The following is an 18371-nucleotide window of genomic DNA, read 5'->3' on the forward strand; positions in this document are numbered from 1 at the left end:
ATGAGGTATCTGACCGCCGGAGAGTCGCACGGGCCGCAATTGACGGCCATCATCGAGGGGTTGCCGTCGCAACTGCCGCTGGGCAAGGCCGACATAGACCCTTGGCTCCGCAAGCGGCAGGGCGGCTACGGGCGCGGGCGGCGCATGGTCATCGAAACCGACGAGGCCGAGATTCTGAGCGGCGTGCGGGCCGGAAGAACCACCGGTGCGCCCGTGACTTTGGTCCTTGCCAACAAAGATCACCGCAACTGGACAGAGATCATGTCGCCGGAACCGGGTGGAGAGCCGCGCAAGAAGGCCCTGACTGACGCCCGGCCCGGACACGCCGACCTGACCGGAGGCATCAAGTACCGCCACAAGGATTTGCGCGACGTGCTGGAACGGGCCTCGGCAAGGGAAACAGCGGCGCGGGTGGCGGTGGGTTCGGTGGCCCTCAAGCTGCTGGCAGAATTGGGCGTGCAGGGAGCGAATTATGTGTCCAGCCTTGCGGGAATAGAAACCAAACAGGGGTTTAGCTGGGACGATCTGGAGGCCATCGAGGAATCCGACCTGCGTACCCCCGATGCCGACGCCGCTGCCCAGATGCGCGAACGGATCGATCAGGCCAAGAAAGACGGCGACACCCTCGGCGGCATTCTGGAAGTGCGCTTCCGGGGGCTTCCAGTGGGCCTCGGCAGCTACGTGCATTGGGATCGCAAACTGGATGGCCGAATCGCGCAGGCCTGCCTGAGCCTGCAAGCCATGAAAGGCGTAGAAATCGGGCCAGCCTTTGAGAATGCCCGCAAGCCGGGCAGCGGTGTTCACGACGCGGTGTACTACCGGGACGGCACCTATGCCCGCGATACCAACGGCGCGGGCGGCCTGGAAGCGGGCATGACCAACGGCGAAGAACTGGTAGTCCGGGTCGCCATGAAACCGATTGCCACCCTGATGAAGCCGCTGCCCACCGTAAACGTGGTGTCTCACGAGGCCAGCGACGCGGCACGGGAACGCAGCGACACCACCGCCGTGCCTGCCGCCGGAGTGATCCTGCAGACCATCATCGGCTGGGTCATTGCCGACGCGATTCTGGAGAAGTTCGGCGGCGATACCCTGCCCGAATTGCAGGAGCGGGTCGCCGCCGCACACGCCTTTTCGCGGGATTACTAGGCTGTGCTGGCCAGCGTTTCACCGGAACAGATCGAGGCGGGGCTGCACGCCTACCTTCAGGAGCCGCCCCAAGATCCGGAATGGTCAGACCGTGCCGCTATCACGCCGCAGCGGGGCCAGTCTCGTACACTGTCCCCCATGACTGTCCCGCCTGAATCTGTGACCCCTGAATATGGGCCACCCGGTTCAGAATCAACCCCGCCCGAGTTGGAGCCGAACACTGGCCCCACACGGCCTGCCCCCAGTTTCAGCACGGGCCTGATCGAGCGCCCCGTGAGTTGGGTGGCGTTGGCAGGCTTTATGGGCACGGGCAAAAGCCGCGTGGGGTGGGAACTGAGCCGCGCCCTTGCCCTGCATTTCGTAGACACCGACAAGCTGATTACGCGGGTGGTGGGCAAAACCATTCCCGAAGTGTTCGAGCAGGAGGGAGAAGCCTATTTCCGCGCCTGTGAACAGGAAGTGGTGCGGCGCGTGTCGCGGCTGGATCACGCGGTGGTGAGCCTCGGCGGGGGCACGTTTATACATGAGGAAAACCGCCGAACCCTGCTGGAACGCGGCCCGGTGGTGGTGTTGTGGGCCACGCCGGAAACCGTGTACCAGCGCACCAAACACAGTGACCGCCCGCTGCTGGCGACTGCCGATCCGTTGTCGCGCATTCGCACCCTGATGACCGAGCGTGAGCCGTCCTACCGTCAGGGCACCATTCACGTGCATAGCGACGGGCGGCCTTCCGAGGAAATCGTGGAAGAAGTGATCGAGCGATTGTGGGACTGGGCCGACGTGAACGCCGCGTGGGGCGAGGAAGCTGATGGTGGAGAGGGCGAACGTGCAGCAGATTAAGGTGCAGCCGACTGAAGCCGTTCATCTCCGGCAGGTTGAAGTGGGCGGAAACGTTCCTTACGCCGTAGAAGTCGGCCCCGGCGTTCTCTCCCGCGCCCGCGTGGACGCCCGTCAGATCGCCCTGATTTATGATGAAGCCGTGCCGCAAATCTGGATAGATAGGCTCTCGGCGGCGCTCTCGCCTGCGCTGCTGCTGACCATTCCTGTGCCGCAGGGCGAGGCCTGCAAAACGTTGGAGGTTCTGGCGGGCGTGCTGTCCCAACTGGCGGCGGCCAACCTGCCCCGCGACGGCGCGGTGGTGGGCCTGGGCGGCGGCGCGGCCACCGATCTGGCGGGCTTTGCGGCGGCCAGCTACCTGCGCGGCGTGGCCTTTTATACGGCCCCGACGACCTTGCTGGGCATGGTAGACGCGGCGGTGGGCGGCAAAACGGGCGTGAATCTGCCCGAAGGCAAGAATCTGGTGGGCGCATTCCACCCGCCCCGCGCCGTGTGGTGCGACACTGACACCCTGACCACCCTGCCGCCCGCCGTATTCCGAGAAGGGGCCGCTGAAGCCTACAAACACGGCCTGATTTCCGATCCCAGCCTGATTGAGCGGGTCTTAGCGCCTGACTTTGTGCCGGGGTCAGCCCCGTTTACCGACACCTTGGCCGACGCTATAGCCGTCAAAGCAGGCGTCGTCACCCGCGATCTGACCGAGCAGGGCGAACGCGCTTACCTGAATTTTGGGCACACGCTGGCGCACGCACTGGAAGCCGTGACCCATCACGCCGTGCCACACGGAGACGCGGTGGGCTACGGGATGCACTATGCGGCGCTGCTGTCGAAGGCACAGGGCGGCGAGGATTTGACGGAATACACCCGCGCCTTCTTGCGGTGGCAACAGCCCGCGCCCCTTCCCACTCTTACGTATGACGATGTACAGCCGTACATGGCCCGTGACAAGAAAGCCGACGCAGAAGGCGTGCGCTTCGTGCTGCTGCATAGCTTGGCTCACCCGTACCTGACCCGTGTATCGGACGCCGTGCTGCGGGGGCAGTTTGGGGTGTGGCAGGCGGAGATTTCGACACTCTGAAAAATTTCAAAATTAGGATTCAAAGCCCGTATCCACTCTCTGGAGGTTTTTCCCTTGCTGCTGATCATCAACGGCCCCAACCTGAACCGCCTCGGCCTGCGCGAACCGGGCGTGTACGGCCTGCAAACCATAGAAGACTTGGAGCGGCAATGCGAAACGTGGGGCGCGGAGTTGGGCGAACCCGTGACCTGCCGCCAGAGCAACTTTGAAGGCCAGATTCTGGAATGGGTGCATGAGGCGCAGGAGCAGGGATTTGGCGGCATCGTGATCAATCCGGGGGCGCTGACCCACTACAGCTACGCCCTGCGGGACGCGATTTCCAGCCAACCGTTGCCTGTCGTAGAAGTCCATATCAGCAACGTGGACGCCCGCAAGGAGTTCCGGCACACCTCGGTCACGGCGGCGGTATGCCGGGGCAAAATCAGCGGCTTGGGCTTCGTGGGCTACCGCCTGGCGATGGAATACCTGACGGAACTGGAAGGCTGAGGCTCACAGGGTATTGAACCCAGAACATGGGCAGCAACGTCGTGCACACGCCCTCATCCCGCTGCCTCGCAGCGCCCCTCTCTGCTTCGCAGCTCTGCGAGTCCCACAGGTGGGGAGGGCAAAACACATGTATGGAGTTCTTTTTAATTTCGCATCAGGGCTGCCGCGCCCGCAGCAACTCGCCCACCGGCACAGGCAGAGTGACCGTGCTGGTGCGCTCTTCCTCAGCGGGCATCTCCAGACGCACGCAGCATTCCTGTGGGCTGGCCTCTACGATGAACACCGAGCGCCATTCCCACGACGGCTGAGGCTGCTGCGGGTCTGTTTGCGGGCCAAGCACCACCTCTGGCAAGAGGCACCACCAACGCCCGTTGAGGGTCATCAGGCCGTGTTCGTGCAGCAGGGCGGCGGCGGCAGCTTTGGCCTGCGCCTCACCCAAGGGCGTGCCGATCAGCGTGACGGGAATGACCAGTTCTCCAGCGGGCACAAGGTAGCCGACCAGTTCGTCATCGTCTGCGTCATCGTCTGGGCGGCGGCATTCTTGCCAGGTGGCGGGAATCATAGGGGGCAGGCTAGCAGGACAACGAGAGGGACGGCATGGCATAAGTGGCCTACGGGCCGCCCCTTTCTGTTATCCCGCCCCTACCCGGTCATACGGCTTCCGTATGATTCCCGTACAGTCGGGACAGCACCGTCTGTTCGTCTATCTCCCGAAATCCGTACTTTCTCCCACTCGCTCCGCTCGGATTGAAAGGCCAAATGTACGGCTTTCAATCGGAGGCCGTATCAGTTCAGCGCCACTTTGCCCTGAAATACCGCTTGCAGGTGGGTCACGATCAGTTTGCCGTGCAGCACGAACTGCACGTTGGTCTGATCTCCGGGCAGCAGGTCAGCGTCGGTTCCGTCGGCCAGCGGGCCAAAGGCGCTCAGTCCCGCTTTACCGTTGTGCTGGGCACTGGCACTCAGCGTTCCCGTGACCTTGGAGAAGGGATTGCTGCCCTTCAATTCGGTGTCGCTGAACACCACGTTGGTCAGGTCACGCAATTTCAGGTCGGCTCTGGCCTGATTTCCCGGCACACTCACACTGGCGCTCAGGTCGGCGCGGGTAGGTGTAAAGGCAAAGGTGGCGGGCGTGCATCGGTTGGCCGTGCTGCCGCTGATGCTGGAGGTCATAGAGGCCGTGGCGCGGCGGCTGCGCGTCAGGTAGGTGGCCTCGGCGCTGGTGGTCACCCCCAACGCAGCCCAGACATGGCTGAATTTCAGTTGGGCAGGTGAGGTGGCTTCACGGCCTGCCCACGCGGTCAGGGTGAGCGCGTCTGGGCCAGTGATGCTCACGCATGCGCCGGGGGTCATGGTCATCTGGGCAGCAGCCCGTTTTACCGCACCCCTGGTCAGGGTGACGCGGGCATTGGTGGGCACTTCTACCCGCATCGCCACGCCCGTCAGGTTGCCACTGTCGTCAATCAGTACCGTCTTGCTGCCGCCGACTTCCCATTCAGCGGTCAGGGTGGTGGCCGTGCCAGCCGACATCAACACATACCCGTCTGCGGGCTGGACGCTGGTTTGGGTCAACTGGCCCTGTGCGCCCACCATCCAGGTGCCGCGTGGCAGCAACGTGGTCGTGGCAGCCAGCGTGCCCAGGCCAGAGCGGGAGCGGACAGCAAGCATGGCCCCAATCTGACGGCCTAGCTGCGCGGGGCTTTGCAGCTTCAGAGACCGCATCTGCGCAGGTTGGCCCATTGCACCCATCACGCCGCCGAAGCCTTCCAGCACTGCCGCCAGATCGGGATCGAAGTCGGCACTAGCTGGGTTCAACATTTCGCTGAAGGTATTGGCGGCTTGGTCGGCCACCATCGGCAGGTTCTGGACTTCGGTAGCTTGCCCCACCACAGGCCCGGCAGGCTGCGTGATCACTTCCGGCTGAGGTTGAGGCTCGACGATGGGGTCAGAGTTGCAGGCAGACAGAGCAAGCGACAAACCGAGGAGAGCAGCAAGCGACTGAATTTTGGGCATGGCTTGGTTGTATCAGGCAAATCGGGAATTGTCGTGCAGATATGACCAGAGGCAGCCGACACCTCTCCTCCTCTTGCCCCCGCTCCCCCATCTCTGTTATCCTTACGTTTAGTGTCTCGCGCTTGGTAGAGCCGGGATAACCGGGAGGCTCCCGGACGCGCACGACCCTTTTCCCCCAGACGAGGCGGGGCGCGCTCACAGCCACGGTGCAATCCTCGGCAGATGCCAGCGACGTTGGCAGACCGCAGAAGCGTTGCGCCACCAAATCCCAATTTTTTTACGGAGCAAACGGTGAAAACCTACACCCCCAAAAACGACGAGCAAAACTGGATCGTAGTCGACGCCACGGGCATTCCCCTGGGTCGCCTCGCCACCTTGATTGCCAGCCGCATTCGTGGCAAGCATCGCCCCGACTTCACGCCCAACATGATTCAGGGCGACTACGTAGTCGTGCTGAACGCTTCTCAAGTGGCCCTCACCGGCAACAAGTTGGACGGCAAGGTCTACACCCGTTACTCCGGCTACCAAGGTGGCCTGAAGACCGAAACGGCCCGTGAAGCCATCGCCAAGCACCCTGAGCGCGTCATCGAGCATGCCGTGTTCGGCATGTTGCCCAAGGGCCGTCAGGGCCGCCAGATGCACGGTCACCTGAAGGTGTACCCCGGTTCCGCCCACCCCCACGCCGCGCAAAAGCCCCAGACGCTTGAGGTCAGATAATCATGGCGATTCAACAAGTTGAGCAGTTTTATGGCACGGGCCGCCGCAAGACCGCCGTTGCCCGCGTGTTCCTCCGCCCCGGCGAAGGCAAGATCATCGTCAACGGCAAAGAGTTTCAGACCTACTTCCGTGGCCTGCTCCGCGCTGTTCACGCCCTCCAAGCTTTCCGCGAAACCGGAACGGCTGGCCGCTACGACGCCGTGATCACGGTAGCAGGCGGTGGCCCTACGGGTCAGGCCGACGCCATCAAGCTCGGCATTGCCCGCGCCCTGCTGAAGGTCAACCCTGACTTCCGCGCGATGATGAAGCCCAAGGGCCTCCTGACCCGCGATCCCCGCGAAGTCGAGCGCAAGAAGTACGGCCTCAAGAAGGCCCGCCGCGCTCCTCAGTTCAGCAAGCGCTGAATTCAGAACCACAACTTATCCCCTGCCGTCTGGTGGGGGATTTTTTTGGTTGGTAGAGGTGGGGCGGTCTAAGGGTCTAAGGAAGGGGCAACCTCTGTGCTCACTCTCCGATCCAGACTCGCCCGCGCTCCAGCCAATACACCGCTCTGCCTGCCCGGAGTGGGGTAATTCGGTGGGGCCGACTGCTCAGCCACACGCCGCCGTCATCGGGCAATTCATCTTGCAAGAACGGAGATTCATCCAGGCTTTCGCGCCAGTTCAGGGCGGCAAAGCTGGAACTCAGGGCGGGTGTGAGGCCCAACGCATTCGGCAAAGGCTTGGATTCTTCCAGCACCGGATGGAGTGAGCGGTAATACTTGGCCTGATCCCCATTCGCCAGCACCACCTGAGAATCCATAAAATTCGGCCAGACTACCCACACGGCCAGATATTCAGGCGGTTGGGGAAACGTTTCGGCCCAGGCTGCCCGGACATCCAGCAGTGCGGCCAGCATTTGGCGGCGCAGACAGGCCGGAGGTGTGCGGCGATCAAGGCGAAACCACGGGTCAAGCGTCAGTTTGGCGTAGTCGAAGCCGGAGTGTTCCAAGTGAGCAAGGTTGGGCGTTTGGTGTATCTGTCGCCACGCTTCCACCCGCGCCGCTTGGCGTTTGCCGCCGCGTACTTTCTTCTTGTTGCTCAGCTTCCCGCCGAACGGTCCCATCCCTATTTCACGCCTTCCAGCAGGGCTTCGGGCACGACTTGTACGGTGCTGCCATCTGCACCCACCACGCGCACGCGGCTTCCGGCAGGGGCGTCCGGCCCGGTGGCCCGCCAATCGCTGTCTCCGACCCGCACACGGCCCACGCCGTTTTCTATGGCGGCTGTTACGGTCACGGTGCGGCCCGTAAAGCGGTGTGCGCCCAGATTGAGGCTGTCGCCTTCCTCGCCGCCCACAGGCAAGCGGCCCACATAGCGCCGCCCCACCAGCACGGCGGCCAAGCTAAAGCCCCCGAACAGCAGCAGTTGCACCACCACAGGCATAGGCAGCACAAACACGATCAGTCCGAGGCTAAAGGCCGCCAGCCCCAGCCACACGAAAAACACGCCGGGGGCCGCGACTTCCAGAATGAGCAGGATGGCCCCCAGCACCCACCAGTGCCAGGGTTGCACCCGCTCCAGCGTGGGCAGCCAGTCCATCATGCCCCTAGCCTCGGCCCTTGCCCGTGCCGCCAAAGGCTTCCTTGGCAATCTCGGCAATGCCCTGCAAGCTGCCCAGTACAGCGGTGGCTTCGATGGGCAGGATCAGCGTCTTTTGGTTGGGAGCAATGGCGATTTCCTTCAGGGCGTCCACGTACCGCTGGGCAATGAAGTAATTGACGGCCTGCACGCTGCCGCCCGCAATCGCGTCACTGACCACGCGGGTGGCTTCGGCTTCGGCCTGCGCGGAACGCTCGCGGGCTTCGGCTTCCAGGAAGGCAGCCTGACGGCGACCCTCGGCGTTCAGAATTTCGGCCTGTTTTTCGCCCTCGGCCTTCAGAATGGCGGCCTGCCGGAAGCCTTCGGCGTCCAGAATATTGGCCCGCTTTTCGCGCTCAGCCTTCATCTGGCGGGCCATGCTTGCCACCAAGTCGGCGGGCGGCTTGATGTCCTTGACCTCGATTCGCGTGACTTTCACTCCCCACGGCTCAGTGGCCTCGTCTACCACCATCAGCAGGCGGGCATTGATCTGGTCGCGGTTAGACAGCAGCTCGTCCAAGTCCATGCTGCCCATGACGGTACGAATGTTGGTCATGGTGAGATTGAGTGTGGCCTGCTCTAAGTTGCGAACCTCATAACTGGCCTTCGCGGAGTCCAACACTTGATAGAACACCACGCCGTCTACCGTTACGAGGGCGTTGTCTTTGGTAATGATCTCTTGACTGGGCACATCCATGACCTGTTCCATCATGTTCACGCGGCGGCCTATGCGGTCTATATACGGAATGATGATATTCAGGCCCGGTTTCAGGGCACGCTGGAACTTGCCGAAGCGCTCCTGAGTCCACTCGTAGCCCTGCGGCACACTTTTAATTCCAGACAACAAGGTGACGAAGACGAGTAAAAGCAGCACCACCACAAAAATTGTAAATCCCATGCAAGAGGTACGCGCCGGGCGGGGCAGAAGTTCCCGGCTAACTGGGGGCTAGACTGGGCAGGATGACGGCAGAGACGGCGGCGAGCGCACAGGCAGCGGCACAGGCGGGAACCTTGATAGACCTGCGCGGCGTGCGGGTGGTGACGGGTGGGCGCACCCTGCTGGACGGCGTGACGCTGACGCTGACGCGGGGCGAGGCGTTGCGACTGGCGGGGCCGAATGGGGGCGGCAAAACGTCGCTGCTGCGGCTGTTGGCGGGCGAACTGGCTCCTACCGCAGGAGAACGGCTGTATCACCTGAATGGGCAGACCCAGCGCCATGCCGTCCACGCCCGCCGCACCCTGAGCGTGGTGGGGCCGGATGCCGAAGCCTTTTATCTGACCCGCGACTGGGAACAGACCGTGCAGGACGTGCTGCTGGCCGGGTTTGAGGGCGATACGCTGCGGCTGTGGGAACCCACGCCAGAAGCGTTGGCAAGATTGGCCGAAGTGGTGGCCCTGACTGAGGTAGAAGCCTTACTGGCACGGGATTTCCGGATGCTGAGTCACGGGCAGCGGCGGCGGGTGGTACTGGCCCGCGCCCTGATGCCCCGCCCCGAAGCCCTGCTGCTGGATGAATTTACAGATGGCCTGAGCGCGGGTGCACGCCACACGCTGGGACGCGTGCTGGAGCGGGTATATGCGGCGGGCGTGGCTACAGTCCTCGCCACCCACCGCCCAGAAGAAGCCCCCGATTTGCCGTGGCGCACCGTCAGAGTTGAGGGTGGCCGCGTGCTGGATGAAGATGCACCCGCAGTTCAGGCCCACAACACGTCCATCACTCTGCCCATTCCCCCCGGCAGCGGCGACTTGATCCGGCTGCAAAACGTGACCGTGTACCGCAACGAACACGCTGCACTGGGGCCACTGGACTGGACGTGGCAGGCGGGCCAACACTGGCTGGTGACGGGTGAAAATGGCAGCGGTAAAAGCACACTGGCGAGGCTGATCGCCGGAGAACTGAGCGCGGCGTTGGGGGGAACGGTAGAGCGGCCTTACCTGCACGCCCTCGGCAAACGCGACCTGCTCAGCACGCGCCGCCGCACCATCGGCCTGATCGGGGCAGAGGTGGGCATCCGCCAGCGCCGAGACTGGACAGGGGCCGACATATTGGCGAGCGCATGGGACGGCACCGAGGGCTTTGCACCCATGCCAACGCCCGCGCAGGCCGTGGCCATCCGAACCCTCGCCGCCCGCCTGCACCTGCAAGACCTGTTGCCCCGCACTGCCGAAACGCTGTCGCAGGGGCAGTTGCGTCGCCTGCTGCTGGCCCGCGCCGTGCTGCACACGCCCAAGCTCCTGATTCTGGATGAAGGGCTGGACTTTCTGGACACGGTACACCGGGAGCGATTTCTGGACTTGTTGCCTGAATTGGCTGCGGCTGGCACGCACCTGATGGTCATTGCCCACCGAGAAAGCGACGCGCCGGGGGGGATGACGCATCATTTGCGGTTGGAGGGGCGTCTAAGGGTCTAGGGTCGAAGGGTCTAAAAAGAGATGCCCACTTACTGCTTCTCTATTCTCGCCGCCAACTTATCCAGATACTCGGCCAGCGCCAAGTGATTCGGCAATTGCTGATGCGCGTGCTGGGCCAGCAGGGGCAGCGTACCTACCTGCACGGCGTGTCCGGCTACTTCCAGCATCGCCTGATCGTTGTCGCTGTCGCCGAAGGCAATCGTGCGGTCTAGCGGCACGTTCAGCGCCTCCGCGATCAGGGTCAGGGCCGCGCCCTTATGTGCCCCGTCGGGCGTCACGGTCAGAAAATGGGGATAGGGCGGCTGCGCTCCGGTCAGGACTAAATGGGGATGAGATTGGCGCAGCCTTCCCGCGAAATCGGCCACGCCCAGATGGTAAAAGCCCACCTTCAAAATGTCGTCGTGGGGGGCTTCCGAGAGCGGTTTGTGCGTGCGGAGCAGCATCCAAGGCTCTGGTTGCACACCCTCCGGAATATCGAAATAGATGCAGTCGGCGGTAAACAAGATCATGCGGGCGTCGTCGAGTTCATGCGCCAGCACCGCCTCCAGATCGCCCGGCCCAAAGCGCGATTCCTGATGCAGCGTGCCACCGATTTCTACGCGTCCGCCATTGTTGGTGGCTACGGCATCGGCCTGCACAGCGTCTCGCACGGCGTCGGGGGGCAGGTCGCGGCCTGTGATGATGGCCACCTGCACGCCCAGGGCCTTCAAGCGGGCCAACGCCTCAGCCGTCGCTGCCGGAATATCCCGCGCTCCATCGGCAATCAGCGTGCCGTCCAGATCGAAGGCCACCAACAGGGGCAGCGTGGCGGGGGGCTGTGCCGAGGGAGCCGGTGTCGAGGAAGGCTGTGTGGAAACTGCGGTGAGCGGGCGACGAGTCACTTGGGTAGGGTAGCAGGCCAAGTGCCGGGGGAAAGTCAGCCTGAAGCGTTGGCCTAAGCTTTGGTTAGCTTTCCACCCTGTCTAGCGCCCCGTACATCAGCACTGCGCCCAAGTAGAACATTCCGGCACCAGAGCGTCGGCAAAAAGGGCCAAGGCAGCGCAGACCAGCGCTCACAGCACCAGCCAAGGCCGTATTGATTGGGGCTGGCACCCCTTCCAGAGCAGCGATTCGGAAGATGAAGTCACGCCAGGCAGGAGACCACTGAGCTGACCGGGCATCAACCAAAGTTGCGGCGGTGGGCAAACCCGCACCGAGCCCCCCATCCAAAACCCGGAAAAGCCCGACGTTCAACGGAAAAATCTACACCATGAGACCCTGCACACCCCTCCCCTGTCTGCCGCTTGTCTGACTGCCGAGTGCTGCATTTTCTTTCGTCCGCTATCTTGGGGCATCTAGTCACAGTAGGGGGAAACCTCACTAGAGGAGGCGGGGACATGAAGTACGAGCCGGGAGACAGGTTCTTTGACGAGATGTTCACGCCAGATGGGCAGGTTCGCCCGCACTATCAGGGCGTCGAGGAATACATCAGTGATCTGGGGGTAGCCGAGTTCGAGCGGCGTCACCGCCTGCTGGATCTGGCGTTTCGCAATCAGGGCATCACTTTTACCGTGTACGGCGATTCTCAGGGCACCGAGCGCACCTTTCCCTTCGATCCCGTGCCGCGCATCATTCCGGCGAGCGAGTGGTCACACGTAGAGGCGGGCCTGACCCAACGGGTGAAAGCGCTGAACGCCTTTCTGCGCGACATCTACGGCGACGCTCAGATTTTGGGCGACGGCGTGATACCCGCCGAACTGGTGTACACGTCGACCCATTTCCGGCGCGAGGTTCACGGCGTCAAGGTGCCGCAGGGCATCTACACCCACATCGTCGGCACCGATCTGATCCGCAACGAGCAGGGCGAATACCTCGTGCTGGAAGACAATCTGCGCTCGCCCAGCGGTGTGTCGTATCTGCTGGCCAACCGTCAGGCCATGACCCGCATTTATCCCGGCATGTTCGAGGCTCAGGGCGTGCGGCCCGTGCAGCACTACGCCACCGCGCTGCTAGAAGTCTTGCAGTCGGTCAGCCCCCGCGACAACGGAACTGTGGTTGTGTTGACTCCCGGCATGTACAACAGCGCGTATTTCGAGCATGCCTACCTTGCCCAGCAGATGGGTGTGGAACTCGTGGAAGGCCGCGACCTGTTTGTAGACGCGGGCCGGGTCTGGATGCGCTCTACGGGCGGGCGCAAGCAGGTAGACGTGATCTACCGCCGAATAGACGATGATTTCCTTGACCCACTGGCCTTTCGCCGCGACAGTTCGTTGGGTGTGGCCGGACTGGTCGAGGTGTACCGTCAGGGCCGCGTCGCCATTGCCAACGCCATCGGCACCGGCGTGGCCGACGACAAGGCCGTGTACGCCTACGTGCCCGACATGATCCGCTACTACCTGAACGAAGCGCCGCTGCTGAACAACGTGCCCACCTACCTCGGCTGGAATGCCGACCACCTGGAATACATGCTCGCCAACGCCGGAGATTTGGTCTTCAAGGCGGTGGGCGAGGCGGGCGGCTACGGCATGTTGATCGGGCCGTATGCCACCCGCGACGAGATCGACGCTTACTTGGTGAAGGTGCGCCTGGAGCCGCGTGAATTTATTGCTCAGCCAGTCGTGGGCCTCAGCCGCCACCCCACCTTTTATCCGGACGCCACCAAGTTTGAGGGCGCTCACATCGACCTGCGCCCCTACGTGCTGTACGGCACCAAAGACGTAACAATTGTGCCCGGCGGCCTGACCCGTGTGGCCCTGCGGCGCGGCAGTCTGGTGGTCAACAGTTCTCAGGGCGGCGGCAGTAAGGATACGTGGGTGCTGGATCACGACGGCCCCGCCACGCCGCAGGGCATGAGTCAGATCATGCACGGCGACGGTCAGACGACACAGAATCAGGCCCAGAGCCAGTTTCAGGGCGGCTTCGGCGCGGTTCCGGTGGGCGGCCAGAGCCAGTCTCAAACTCAGGGTCAAAGTCAGTCTCAGGGTCAGTCTCAAACTCAGGCGCAGAGCCAGAGCCAAGCGCAGCCCATTTTCAGTCAGGCCCGCGTGCAGGCCAGCGAGGAAGCCCAGATTGAGGCGTATGGGCAAAGCCAGAGCCAATCTCAGAGTCAGGCTCAGAAACGGACTTCTGGGGGCACCCTGCCGCCGCCCGCACCCGAATCGCCGGGGCAGCATTCTTATCAGCAGGAACTGGAAAAAGACCAACTGGACGGCGACAAACTGAGCCAGAATAAGGAAGGGGAACGCTGATGCTGCTGCTCTCTCGCCTTGCCGAAAACCTGTTCTGGATCGGGCGCTACGTGGAACGCGCCGAGAATACGGCCCGCCTGCTGAACGTCAACTATTACGCCACGTTGGAAATGGCAGGCCGCGCCCGCGAATACTGGATGCCGCTGCTGGAACTGACGGGCGGCGACGCCGATCTGCGGGCCAAATATGGCCGCGTGGACGCCCGCTCTATCAGCGCGTGGCTGGCTTTTGACCGCGACAATCCCGCCAGCATCGCCACCAGCGTGGCCCGCGCCCGCGAAAATGCGCGTGGCCTGCGTGACCGCATTCCCTCGGAAATGTGGGAGGCCCTGAACACCACCTACCTGAAGCTGTGCTTTGAAAACGAATCGGTGTTAGACCGCGACGGCCTGTTCGAATACTGCGCCGCCGCCCGCGACGCCAGCCAGTTTTTCTTCGGCATCGCTTTTGCCACCCTACCGCGCGATGAGGGCTGGTCGTTTATGCGGGCGGGGCAGATGCTGGAGCGCGGCGACAACACCCTGCGCGTGCTGCAAAGCCGTTACCGGGGCATTGACGCCCGGCCCGTAGAAGACCCCGGTCAACGGGCCATGCAGGATCAGCGCTGGGTCAGCGTGCTGAAGGGAGCCAGCGCCTACGAGGCGTACCGCAAGCGCGTTCATACCGGGATAGACCCCCAGACCATCGGGGATTTCTTACTTCTGGACGAGTTTTTCCCGCGCAGCGTGCGCTACAGCGCCGAGAATCTGGAAGCCGCACTGATGCAGATCGAGCGTCATCATCCCGGCGCACATCCCGAAATCCCGCGCCTGTCTCGCTGGCTGGTCGCGAGGCTGCAATATGCCCGCGTGGCCGACATTCTGGATGAAGACAATCCTTCCCTGGAAGAGTTGCTGGGCGACTTCAACCGGGTGGGCGCGTCTATCACTGCGGCATACTTCCAGCAAGAATGAGCGGGCAGCAGGAATGCAGCGGGCCGCGACGGTCAGGCGACCCTTCCCTCAGATTGTTGCCCCCAGTGGCCCCACCCGTCCGGCTTGCTCCGCGCTCAGACGCCTTCCCGCACCTTCGCCCGCAGTGTACCGGGGCAAGTCGTCTGCTCTATGTGACCGTGCGGTGCGGCCCCGCGTGTCAGACTGCCGCCCGAACGTCCCCCCGCGCCGCCGCCCACCCGCACGGCCCGGCAGTGGGTACGGAATCAGGATGAGGCCCGAACCATGCGCTGCGAAATAAGGCATACCACCGAATACCACTACCCCGAACCCGCCTGGGATTCGTTTAATCAGGTGCGCCTGCACCCGGCCCGCGAGGTGCGCCAGAGCGTGCGTTCCTTTCACCTTCAAGTGGAGCCCGAAGCCGAAATCACGTCCCACAAGGACTATTTCGGGGCCATCGTGCACCATGTTCATGTGCACGACCCGCACCGCTACCTGAAAATAGAGGCGCAGGCGATTGTGGATACGCACGCCGTGACCATGCCCGCGCCCTCACCTTTCAGCGTGCTGCGCGAGGCACGGGCCAGAAACACCGAGTTTCTGGTCGCCAGCCCCCGCGTGCCCAGCGGAGATTGGCCCGAAGTGTTCGGCGTGATCCGCCCCAGCCCTGCCGACGACCTGCCCACCTTCCTGATGGACTTGACCACCCGTCTGAACCGTCAGTTTTCCTACGACACCAAAGCCACCGCCGTGAATACCCCCCTGGCCGAATTTGCCCAGCACGGGCGCGGCGTGTGCCAGGACTTCACGCACGCCATGTTGGGCATTACGCGGCAGCTCGGCATTCCGTCGCGCTATGTCAGCGGCTACCTGTACAGCGGCGGTGACATGCTGGGCGCGGAGGCCACCCACGCCTGGGCCGAGTGCCTGATTCCCGAATACGGATGGTTGGGCTACGATCCCACCAACAACTGTCTGGCGGGCGAAAAGCACATCAAGATCGGTCACGGGCGCGAATACGGCGACGTGTCCCCGGTGCGCGGCACTTATTTTGGCGGCGGGCGCGGGAGATTGGATGTAGAGGTGAGGGTGTACGGGGAGCAGTAGCGCCCGTCCAGTCCATCGGGTATCGGGAGCGCCGCAGCTTGCACGCTCCCTTTACCTTGCCTTTAATCCGGGCCTATCCCCAGCAACTTTCCTGCCCGCCTCCCCGTACCTAGTGGCATGAAAACGTCCCGTTCTAGCAGCCTCAAAAAATTCGCCGTGTTCGCGCCTATCGTGCTGGAAATCATCAGTGCAGTTCGGCGAGGCAAAACCGGGCAGCGCAGCAAGTACAGCAAGGCCCGCAAGCGTGACCGCACCCTTGATTTTGTGTTGGCACAGGCCAAGAAGCGCTTTGGCGCAACGCCCACGCGCCGCCGCTGATTTCCGTACCCTTCCCAGCCGGAGAGACTCTATAGCCGAGTTTCTCCGGCTTTAGGTTGTGCCAGTGGGCCAAACCGCCCCGGCGTGGGCCTAAGCCAGATGGCTGCCCAACTAGATTGCAGGCGGCTGCCTGTTGACAGTTGGGGAAGTCGCGGCTAAAGTAAACAAGCCCTGAAACGCGCCCTGCGCGGGCGCAACCAAGATGATGCCGAGGTGGCGGAATTGGTAGACGCACTAGTTTCAGGGACTAGCGCTTCACGGCGTGTGGGTTCAAGTCCCATCCTCGGCACCACAGTACGGCCCCCAGCAGCGATGCGGGGGCTGTTTTGCTGTGTAGGTGGGCGAGAGCAGGAAGCAAAACCGGAATCTTTTCTTGACCCTTAGACGCCCTCCCTACAGCCCACACCCCATCCTCAGCGCCGTTTTCTGGCAATGGCCCGCAGATACACCTGTTCCAGCGCCTCTGCCCGCACCCGCAAATCGTACTGCTGGGCGCTGTGGCGTGCGCCTGCCTGAAGCTGGGGCAAGTGGGCCGGATACAGCACCTCCAGCAGTCCGGCGGCCAGGGCGTCGGCGGTGGCGTCGCGCACGGTGCCGTTCACGCCCTCCTGAATCAGGTCAAGGGCGGCGGGGCTGCGGGCGGCCACCAACGGCGTGCCAGCGGCCAGGGCCTCAATCATGCTCATGGGGAGCACTTCGGAGGTACTGGCCGTAATAAAGGCGTCGGCAGCGGCCAGAGCTTGGGGCACCTGCGCGTAGGGCACTGGCCCGGTAAAGGTCACGGCGTCAGAGGCCAGCGCCTGCGCTTCTGCCCGGCTGGAGCCGTCTCCGACAACCAGCAGGCGCAGATCGGGGCGGCTGGCACGCGCCTGCTCGAAAGCCCGGAGCATCACGCTCAGATTCTTTTCGGGGGCGAGGCGGCCCAAGTACATTGCCAGCGGCGCGTCAGGCGGCACATGATACTTGGCGCGGAAGGCCAACCCCCCGGCCTGCTGGAAGGCGGCGAGATCCACCGGGTTGGGAAACAGTTGCACGTCTCCCGCAAAGCCGTACTCGCGCAGCATGTCCAGCATGGCGCGGCCTGGGGCCAGCACGGCGTCTACCCGGCGGGCAAAGGCGGCCACATGCGGGCGCAAAATGGCGCGGCCCACCCGCTTGGGCATGGGCGTGTAGTGCAGGTATTGCTCGTATTGCGTGTGGGCCGTAAACACCACCGGAGCGCCCGACAGCCGCGCCCAATTCAGGGCCAACCTTCCGGCCAGGAAGGGGTGCATGGTGTGCAGCACATCCAGATCCCGCAGCGGCAGGCGCGACGTGAGCAATGGCCCCGGAGCCAGCATGACCGGATAATCGGCGGGAGCGCCCATGGCCCGCGCCCCAGCAAACGAGGAATTCAGGCGGTACACCCCCCGCTCGTGCGGCGGCATCAGCGGGTGGCGCGGCGCAAACACGCTGACCTCATGTCCCCGGTGGCGCAGGCCCTCTGCAAAGAGCGCCGTACTCGTGGCAACCCCGTTGCGTGATGGCTGATAGGTGGCAGTCACAATCCCGATTCGCACGTCGGCGTCAGTGTAGCCCGGTTTGGGTGAGGCAGAGACACAGAGGTTGCGCGTGAAGTCTGTGTATGCTGGCCCGCATGACCGCGCCCGCCTCCTCATCTGTGCCCAAGCCTTTGCCCCTGATCATTCCGTGCGTGGACATCCAATCAGGCCGCGCCGTACGGCTGTACGAGGGCGACCCCGACCAGGAAACCGTCTATTTCGAGTCTCCGCTGGATGCGGCGCGGCACTGGGCGGCGTTGGGGGCCGGGCTGGTGCATCTGGTGGATCTGGACGCCGCCACAGGCCGGGGCGAAAACCGCGCCGTCATTGCCCGGATCACCGCAGAATTGGGCGTGCCAGTAGAAGTGGGCGGCGGCATTCGTGACCGGGTCACCGCCGAAGCCCTGCTCAAAGCGGGCGTAGACCGGGTGGTCATCGGCACGGCAGCCGTCAAGAATCCTGACCTGGTAGCCGAACTGATCGCCGCACACGGCCCCGAACGCGTGGTGGTGAGCCTCGACGCACGCGGGCTGGAAGTGGCGACGCACGGCTGGGCGCAGGGCAGCGGCCTGATGGTGGCCGACCTGACGCCACAGTTGGCCGATGCGGGCCTGGAAACCCTGATCTTTACCGACGTGACCCGCGACGGCACCCTGCGCGGCCTAGACCGGGAACTGATGCAGCAGGTGCGCCAGTTGTGGGTCAATACTCTGATCGTGGGCGGCGGCGTGGCGAATCTGGACGATGTGCGCCTGCTGGCCGAGGAAGGCATTCATGGGGCCATCGTGGGCCGCGCCATCTACGAAGGCACGCTGCCCTACCCGGTTCCGGCGCTGGACTGAAGGGGGAGTGGGATTTAGGGGGCTTGGTCTGGGGGTCGAGGGTCGAAGGGTCTAAGAACAGATCAAGGGCGACCCTCTGCGCTCACTCGC

Annotated in this window: 18 protein-coding genes, 1 tRNA gene and 1 pseudogene; 13 read left to right on the forward strand and 7 right to left on the reverse strand. The window is 63.5% G+C overall.

Annotated elements, in window-relative coordinates; translation table 11 throughout:
- The 4 genes from aroC to aroQ all read left to right on the forward strand — a co-directional run bounded on the left by aroC (nucleotide 1) and on the right by aroQ (nucleotide 3550).
- Nucleotides 1–1149 (forward strand): chorismate synthase, encoded by a 1149-nt coding sequence (gene aroC, locus M1R55_RS03830; RefSeq protein ID WP_249393405.1) that lies wholly within the window; start codon nucleotides 1–3, stop codon nucleotides 1147–1149.
- 138 nt (nucleotides 1150–1287) lie between these two features.
- Nucleotides 1288–1989: a shikimate kinase gene (locus M1R55_RS03835; protein WP_371827152.1), complete on the forward strand. Its 702-nt coding sequence runs from the start codon at nucleotides 1288–1290 to the stop codon at nucleotides 1987–1989.
- Nucleotides 1976–3064 carry a 3-dehydroquinate synthase gene (gene aroB, locus M1R55_RS03840; RefSeq protein WP_249393406.1) on the forward strand — a complete coding sequence of 363 codons (1089 nt, stop codon included), beginning with the start codon at nucleotides 1976–1978 and terminating at the stop codon, nucleotides 3062–3064. Before M1R55_RS03835 ends, aroB begins: the two co-directional genes overlap by 14 nt.
- 54 nt (nucleotides 3065–3118) lie before the next feature.
- The gene (aroQ, locus tag M1R55_RS03845) at nucleotides 3119–3550 is read left to right on the forward strand and encodes a type II 3-dehydroquinate dehydratase (protein WP_249393407.1); all 432 of its coding nucleotides are present in this window, start codon (nucleotides 3119–3121) and stop codon (nucleotides 3548–3550) included.
- Nucleotides 3551–3704: 154 nt separating this feature from the next.
- Here the strand turns inward: aroQ and M1R55_RS03850 are convergent, their stop codons facing one another.
- Together M1R55_RS03850 and M1R55_RS03855 are read right to left on the reverse strand one after the other, a co-directional pair.
- Nucleotides 3705–4112: a hypothetical protein gene (locus M1R55_RS03850; protein ID WP_249393408.1), complete on the reverse strand. Its 408-nt coding sequence runs from the start codon at nucleotides 4110–4112 to the stop codon at nucleotides 3705–3707.
- A 224-nt stretch (nucleotides 4113–4336) separates the two neighbouring features.
- A complete protein-coding gene (locus M1R55_RS03855) occupies nucleotides 4337–5563 on the reverse strand; it encodes a hypothetical protein (protein WP_249393409.1) in 1227 nt (408 codons plus the stop codon).
- Between the two features lie 291 nt (nucleotides 5564–5854).
- On the opposite strand from M1R55_RS03855, the gene rplM reads away from it, so the two are divergent.
- The gene (gene rplM / locus M1R55_RS03860; protein WP_249393410.1) at nucleotides 5855–6280 is read left to right on the forward strand and encodes a 50S ribosomal protein L13; all 426 of its coding nucleotides are present in this window, start codon (nucleotides 5855–5857) and stop codon (nucleotides 6278–6280) included.
- A gap of 2 nt (nucleotides 6281–6282) precedes the next feature.
- Nucleotides 6283–6684, forward strand: coding sequence for a 30S ribosomal protein S9 (gene rpsI, locus M1R55_RS03865; protein ID WP_019011124.1), 402 nt, complete (start codon nucleotides 6283–6285; stop codon nucleotides 6682–6684).
- 100 nt (nucleotides 6685–6784) lie between these two features.
- On the opposite strand, the gene M1R55_RS03870 is transcribed toward rpsI, so the two are convergent.
- From M1R55_RS03870 to M1R55_RS03880, 3 genes are read right to left on the reverse strand one after another with little or no spacing between them, the layout of a single operon-like run.
- Entirely contained in the window at nucleotides 6785–7384 is a 600-nt protein-coding gene (locus M1R55_RS03870; protein ID WP_249393411.1) for a hypothetical protein, read from the reverse strand.
- Between the two features lie 2 nt (nucleotides 7385–7386).
- Nucleotides 7387–7860, reverse strand: coding sequence for an NfeD family protein (locus M1R55_RS03875; protein ID WP_249394124.1), 474 nt, complete (start codon nucleotides 7858–7860; stop codon nucleotides 7387–7389).
- A 7-nt stretch (nucleotides 7861–7867) separates the two neighbouring features.
- Nucleotides 7868–8797 (reverse strand): SPFH domain-containing protein, encoded by a 930-nt coding sequence (locus tag M1R55_RS03880; protein ID WP_371827153.1) that lies wholly within the window; start codon nucleotides 8795–8797, stop codon nucleotides 7868–7870.
- A gap of 62 nt (nucleotides 8798–8859) precedes the next feature.
- On the opposite strand from M1R55_RS03880, the gene M1R55_RS03885 reads away from it, so the two are divergent.
- On the forward strand, nucleotides 8860–10311 hold the full coding sequence (locus M1R55_RS03885) for an ATP-binding cassette domain-containing protein (protein WP_249393413.1): 1452 nt from the start codon (nucleotides 8860–8862) through the stop codon (nucleotides 10309–10311).
- A gap of 29 nt (nucleotides 10312–10340) precedes the next feature.
- Here M1R55_RS03885 and M1R55_RS03890 read toward each other — a convergent pair whose 3' ends face one another.
- Nucleotides 10341–11192: an HAD hydrolase family protein gene (locus tag M1R55_RS03890; RefSeq protein WP_249393414.1), complete on the reverse strand. Its 852-nt coding sequence runs from the start codon at nucleotides 11190–11192 to the stop codon at nucleotides 10341–10343.
- Between the two features lie 495 nt (nucleotides 11193–11687).
- Between M1R55_RS03890 and M1R55_RS03895 the strand changes: the two are divergent.
- The 5 genes and pseudogenes from M1R55_RS03895 to M1R55_RS03915 form a co-directional block, all read left to right on the forward strand.
- Nucleotides 11688–13112: pseudogene (locus tag M1R55_RS03895) on the forward strand (circularly permuted type 2 ATP-grasp protein); the annotation flags it as partial.
- 425 nt (nucleotides 13113–13537) lie between these two features.
- Nucleotides 13538–14491: an alpha-E domain-containing protein gene (locus tag M1R55_RS03900; protein ID WP_249393416.1), complete on the forward strand. Its 954-nt coding sequence runs from the start codon at nucleotides 13538–13540 to the stop codon at nucleotides 14489–14491.
- A 264-nt stretch (nucleotides 14492–14755) separates the two neighbouring features.
- On the forward strand, nucleotides 14756–15580 hold the full coding sequence (locus tag M1R55_RS03905; RefSeq protein ID WP_249393417.1) for a transglutaminase family protein: 825 nt from the start codon (nucleotides 14756–14758) through the stop codon (nucleotides 15578–15580).
- Between the two features lie 117 nt (nucleotides 15581–15697).
- Nucleotides 15698–15898, forward strand: a complete 201-nt coding sequence (locus tag M1R55_RS03910; RefSeq protein WP_249393418.1) for a hypothetical protein — start codon at nucleotides 15698–15700, stop codon at nucleotides 15896–15898.
- Nucleotides 15899–16105: 207 nt separating this feature from the next.
- Nucleotides 16106–16190: transfer RNA gene (locus M1R55_RS03915), tRNA-Leu, on the forward strand.
- A 121-nt stretch (nucleotides 16191–16311) separates the two neighbouring features.
- On the opposite strand, the gene M1R55_RS03920 is transcribed toward M1R55_RS03915, so the two are convergent.
- The gene (locus M1R55_RS03920; protein ID WP_249393419.1) at nucleotides 16312–17457 is read right to left on the reverse strand and encodes a glycosyltransferase family 4 protein; all 1146 of its coding nucleotides are present in this window, start codon (nucleotides 17455–17457) and stop codon (nucleotides 16312–16314) included.
- A gap of 77 nt (nucleotides 17458–17534) precedes the next feature.
- On the opposite strand from M1R55_RS03920, the gene hisA reads away from it, so the two are divergent.
- Complete coding sequence (gene hisA, locus M1R55_RS03925; RefSeq protein WP_249393420.1) at nucleotides 17535–18281, forward strand: 1-(5-phosphoribosyl)-5-[(5-phosphoribosylamino)methylideneamino]imidazole-4-carboxamide isomerase; 747 nt, start codon at nucleotides 17535–17537, stop codon at nucleotides 18279–18281.
- The last annotated feature ends 90 nt before the right edge of the window (nucleotides 18282–18371 follow it).

Source organism: Deinococcus sp. QL22 (genome assembly GCF_023370075.1).
Classification (GTDB): Bacteria; Deinococcota; Deinococci; order Deinococcales; family Deinococcaceae; genus Deinococcus.

Coding starts and splice junctions, on each gene's coding strand:
- M1R55_RS03870 (WP_249393411.1), bottom strand. CDS start 7,384: ATGGGACCGTTCGGCGGGAAGCTGAGCAACAAGAAGAAAGTACGCGGC.
- M1R55_RS03900 (WP_249393416.1), top strand. CDS start 13,538: ATGCTGCTGCTCTCTCGCCTTGCCGAAAACCTGTTCTGGATCGGGCGC.
- M1R55_RS03885 (WP_249393413.1), top strand. CDS start 8,860: ATGACGGCAGAGACGGCGGCGAGCGCACAGGCAGCGGCACAGGCGGGA.
- M1R55_RS03855 (WP_249393409.1), bottom strand. CDS start 5,563: ATGCCCAAAATTCAGTCGCTTGCTGCTCTCCTCGGTTTGTCGCTTGCT.
- M1R55_RS03875 (WP_249394124.1), bottom strand. CDS start 7,860: ATGGACTGGCTGCCCACGCTGGAGCGGGTGCAACCCTGGCACTGGTGG.
- M1R55_RS03835 (WP_371827152.1), top strand. CDS start 1,288: ATGACTGTCCCGCCTGAATCTGTGACCCCTGAATATGGGCCACCCGGT.
- M1R55_RS03910 (WP_249393418.1), top strand. CDS start 15,698: ATGAAAACGTCCCGTTCTAGCAGCCTCAAAAAATTCGCCGTGTTCGCG.
- hisA (WP_249393420.1), top strand. CDS start 17,535: ATGACCGCGCCCGCCTCCTCATCTGTGCCCAAGCCTTTGCCCCTGATC.
- rpsI (WP_019011124.1), top strand. CDS start 6,283: ATGGCGATTCAACAAGTTGAGCAGTTTTATGGCACGGGCCGCCGCAAG.
- M1R55_RS03880 (WP_371827153.1), bottom strand. CDS start 8,797: ATGGGATTTACAATTTTTGTGGTGGTGCTGCTTTTACTCGTCTTCGTC.
- aroC (WP_249393405.1), top strand. CDS start 1: ATGAGGTATCTGACCGCCGGAGAGTCGCACGGGCCGCAATTGACGGCC.
- M1R55_RS03905 (WP_249393417.1), top strand. CDS start 14,756: ATGCGCTGCGAAATAAGGCATACCACCGAATACCACTACCCCGAACCC.
- M1R55_RS03850 (WP_249393408.1), bottom strand. CDS start 4,112: ATGATTCCCGCCACCTGGCAAGAATGCCGCCGCCCAGACGATGACGCA.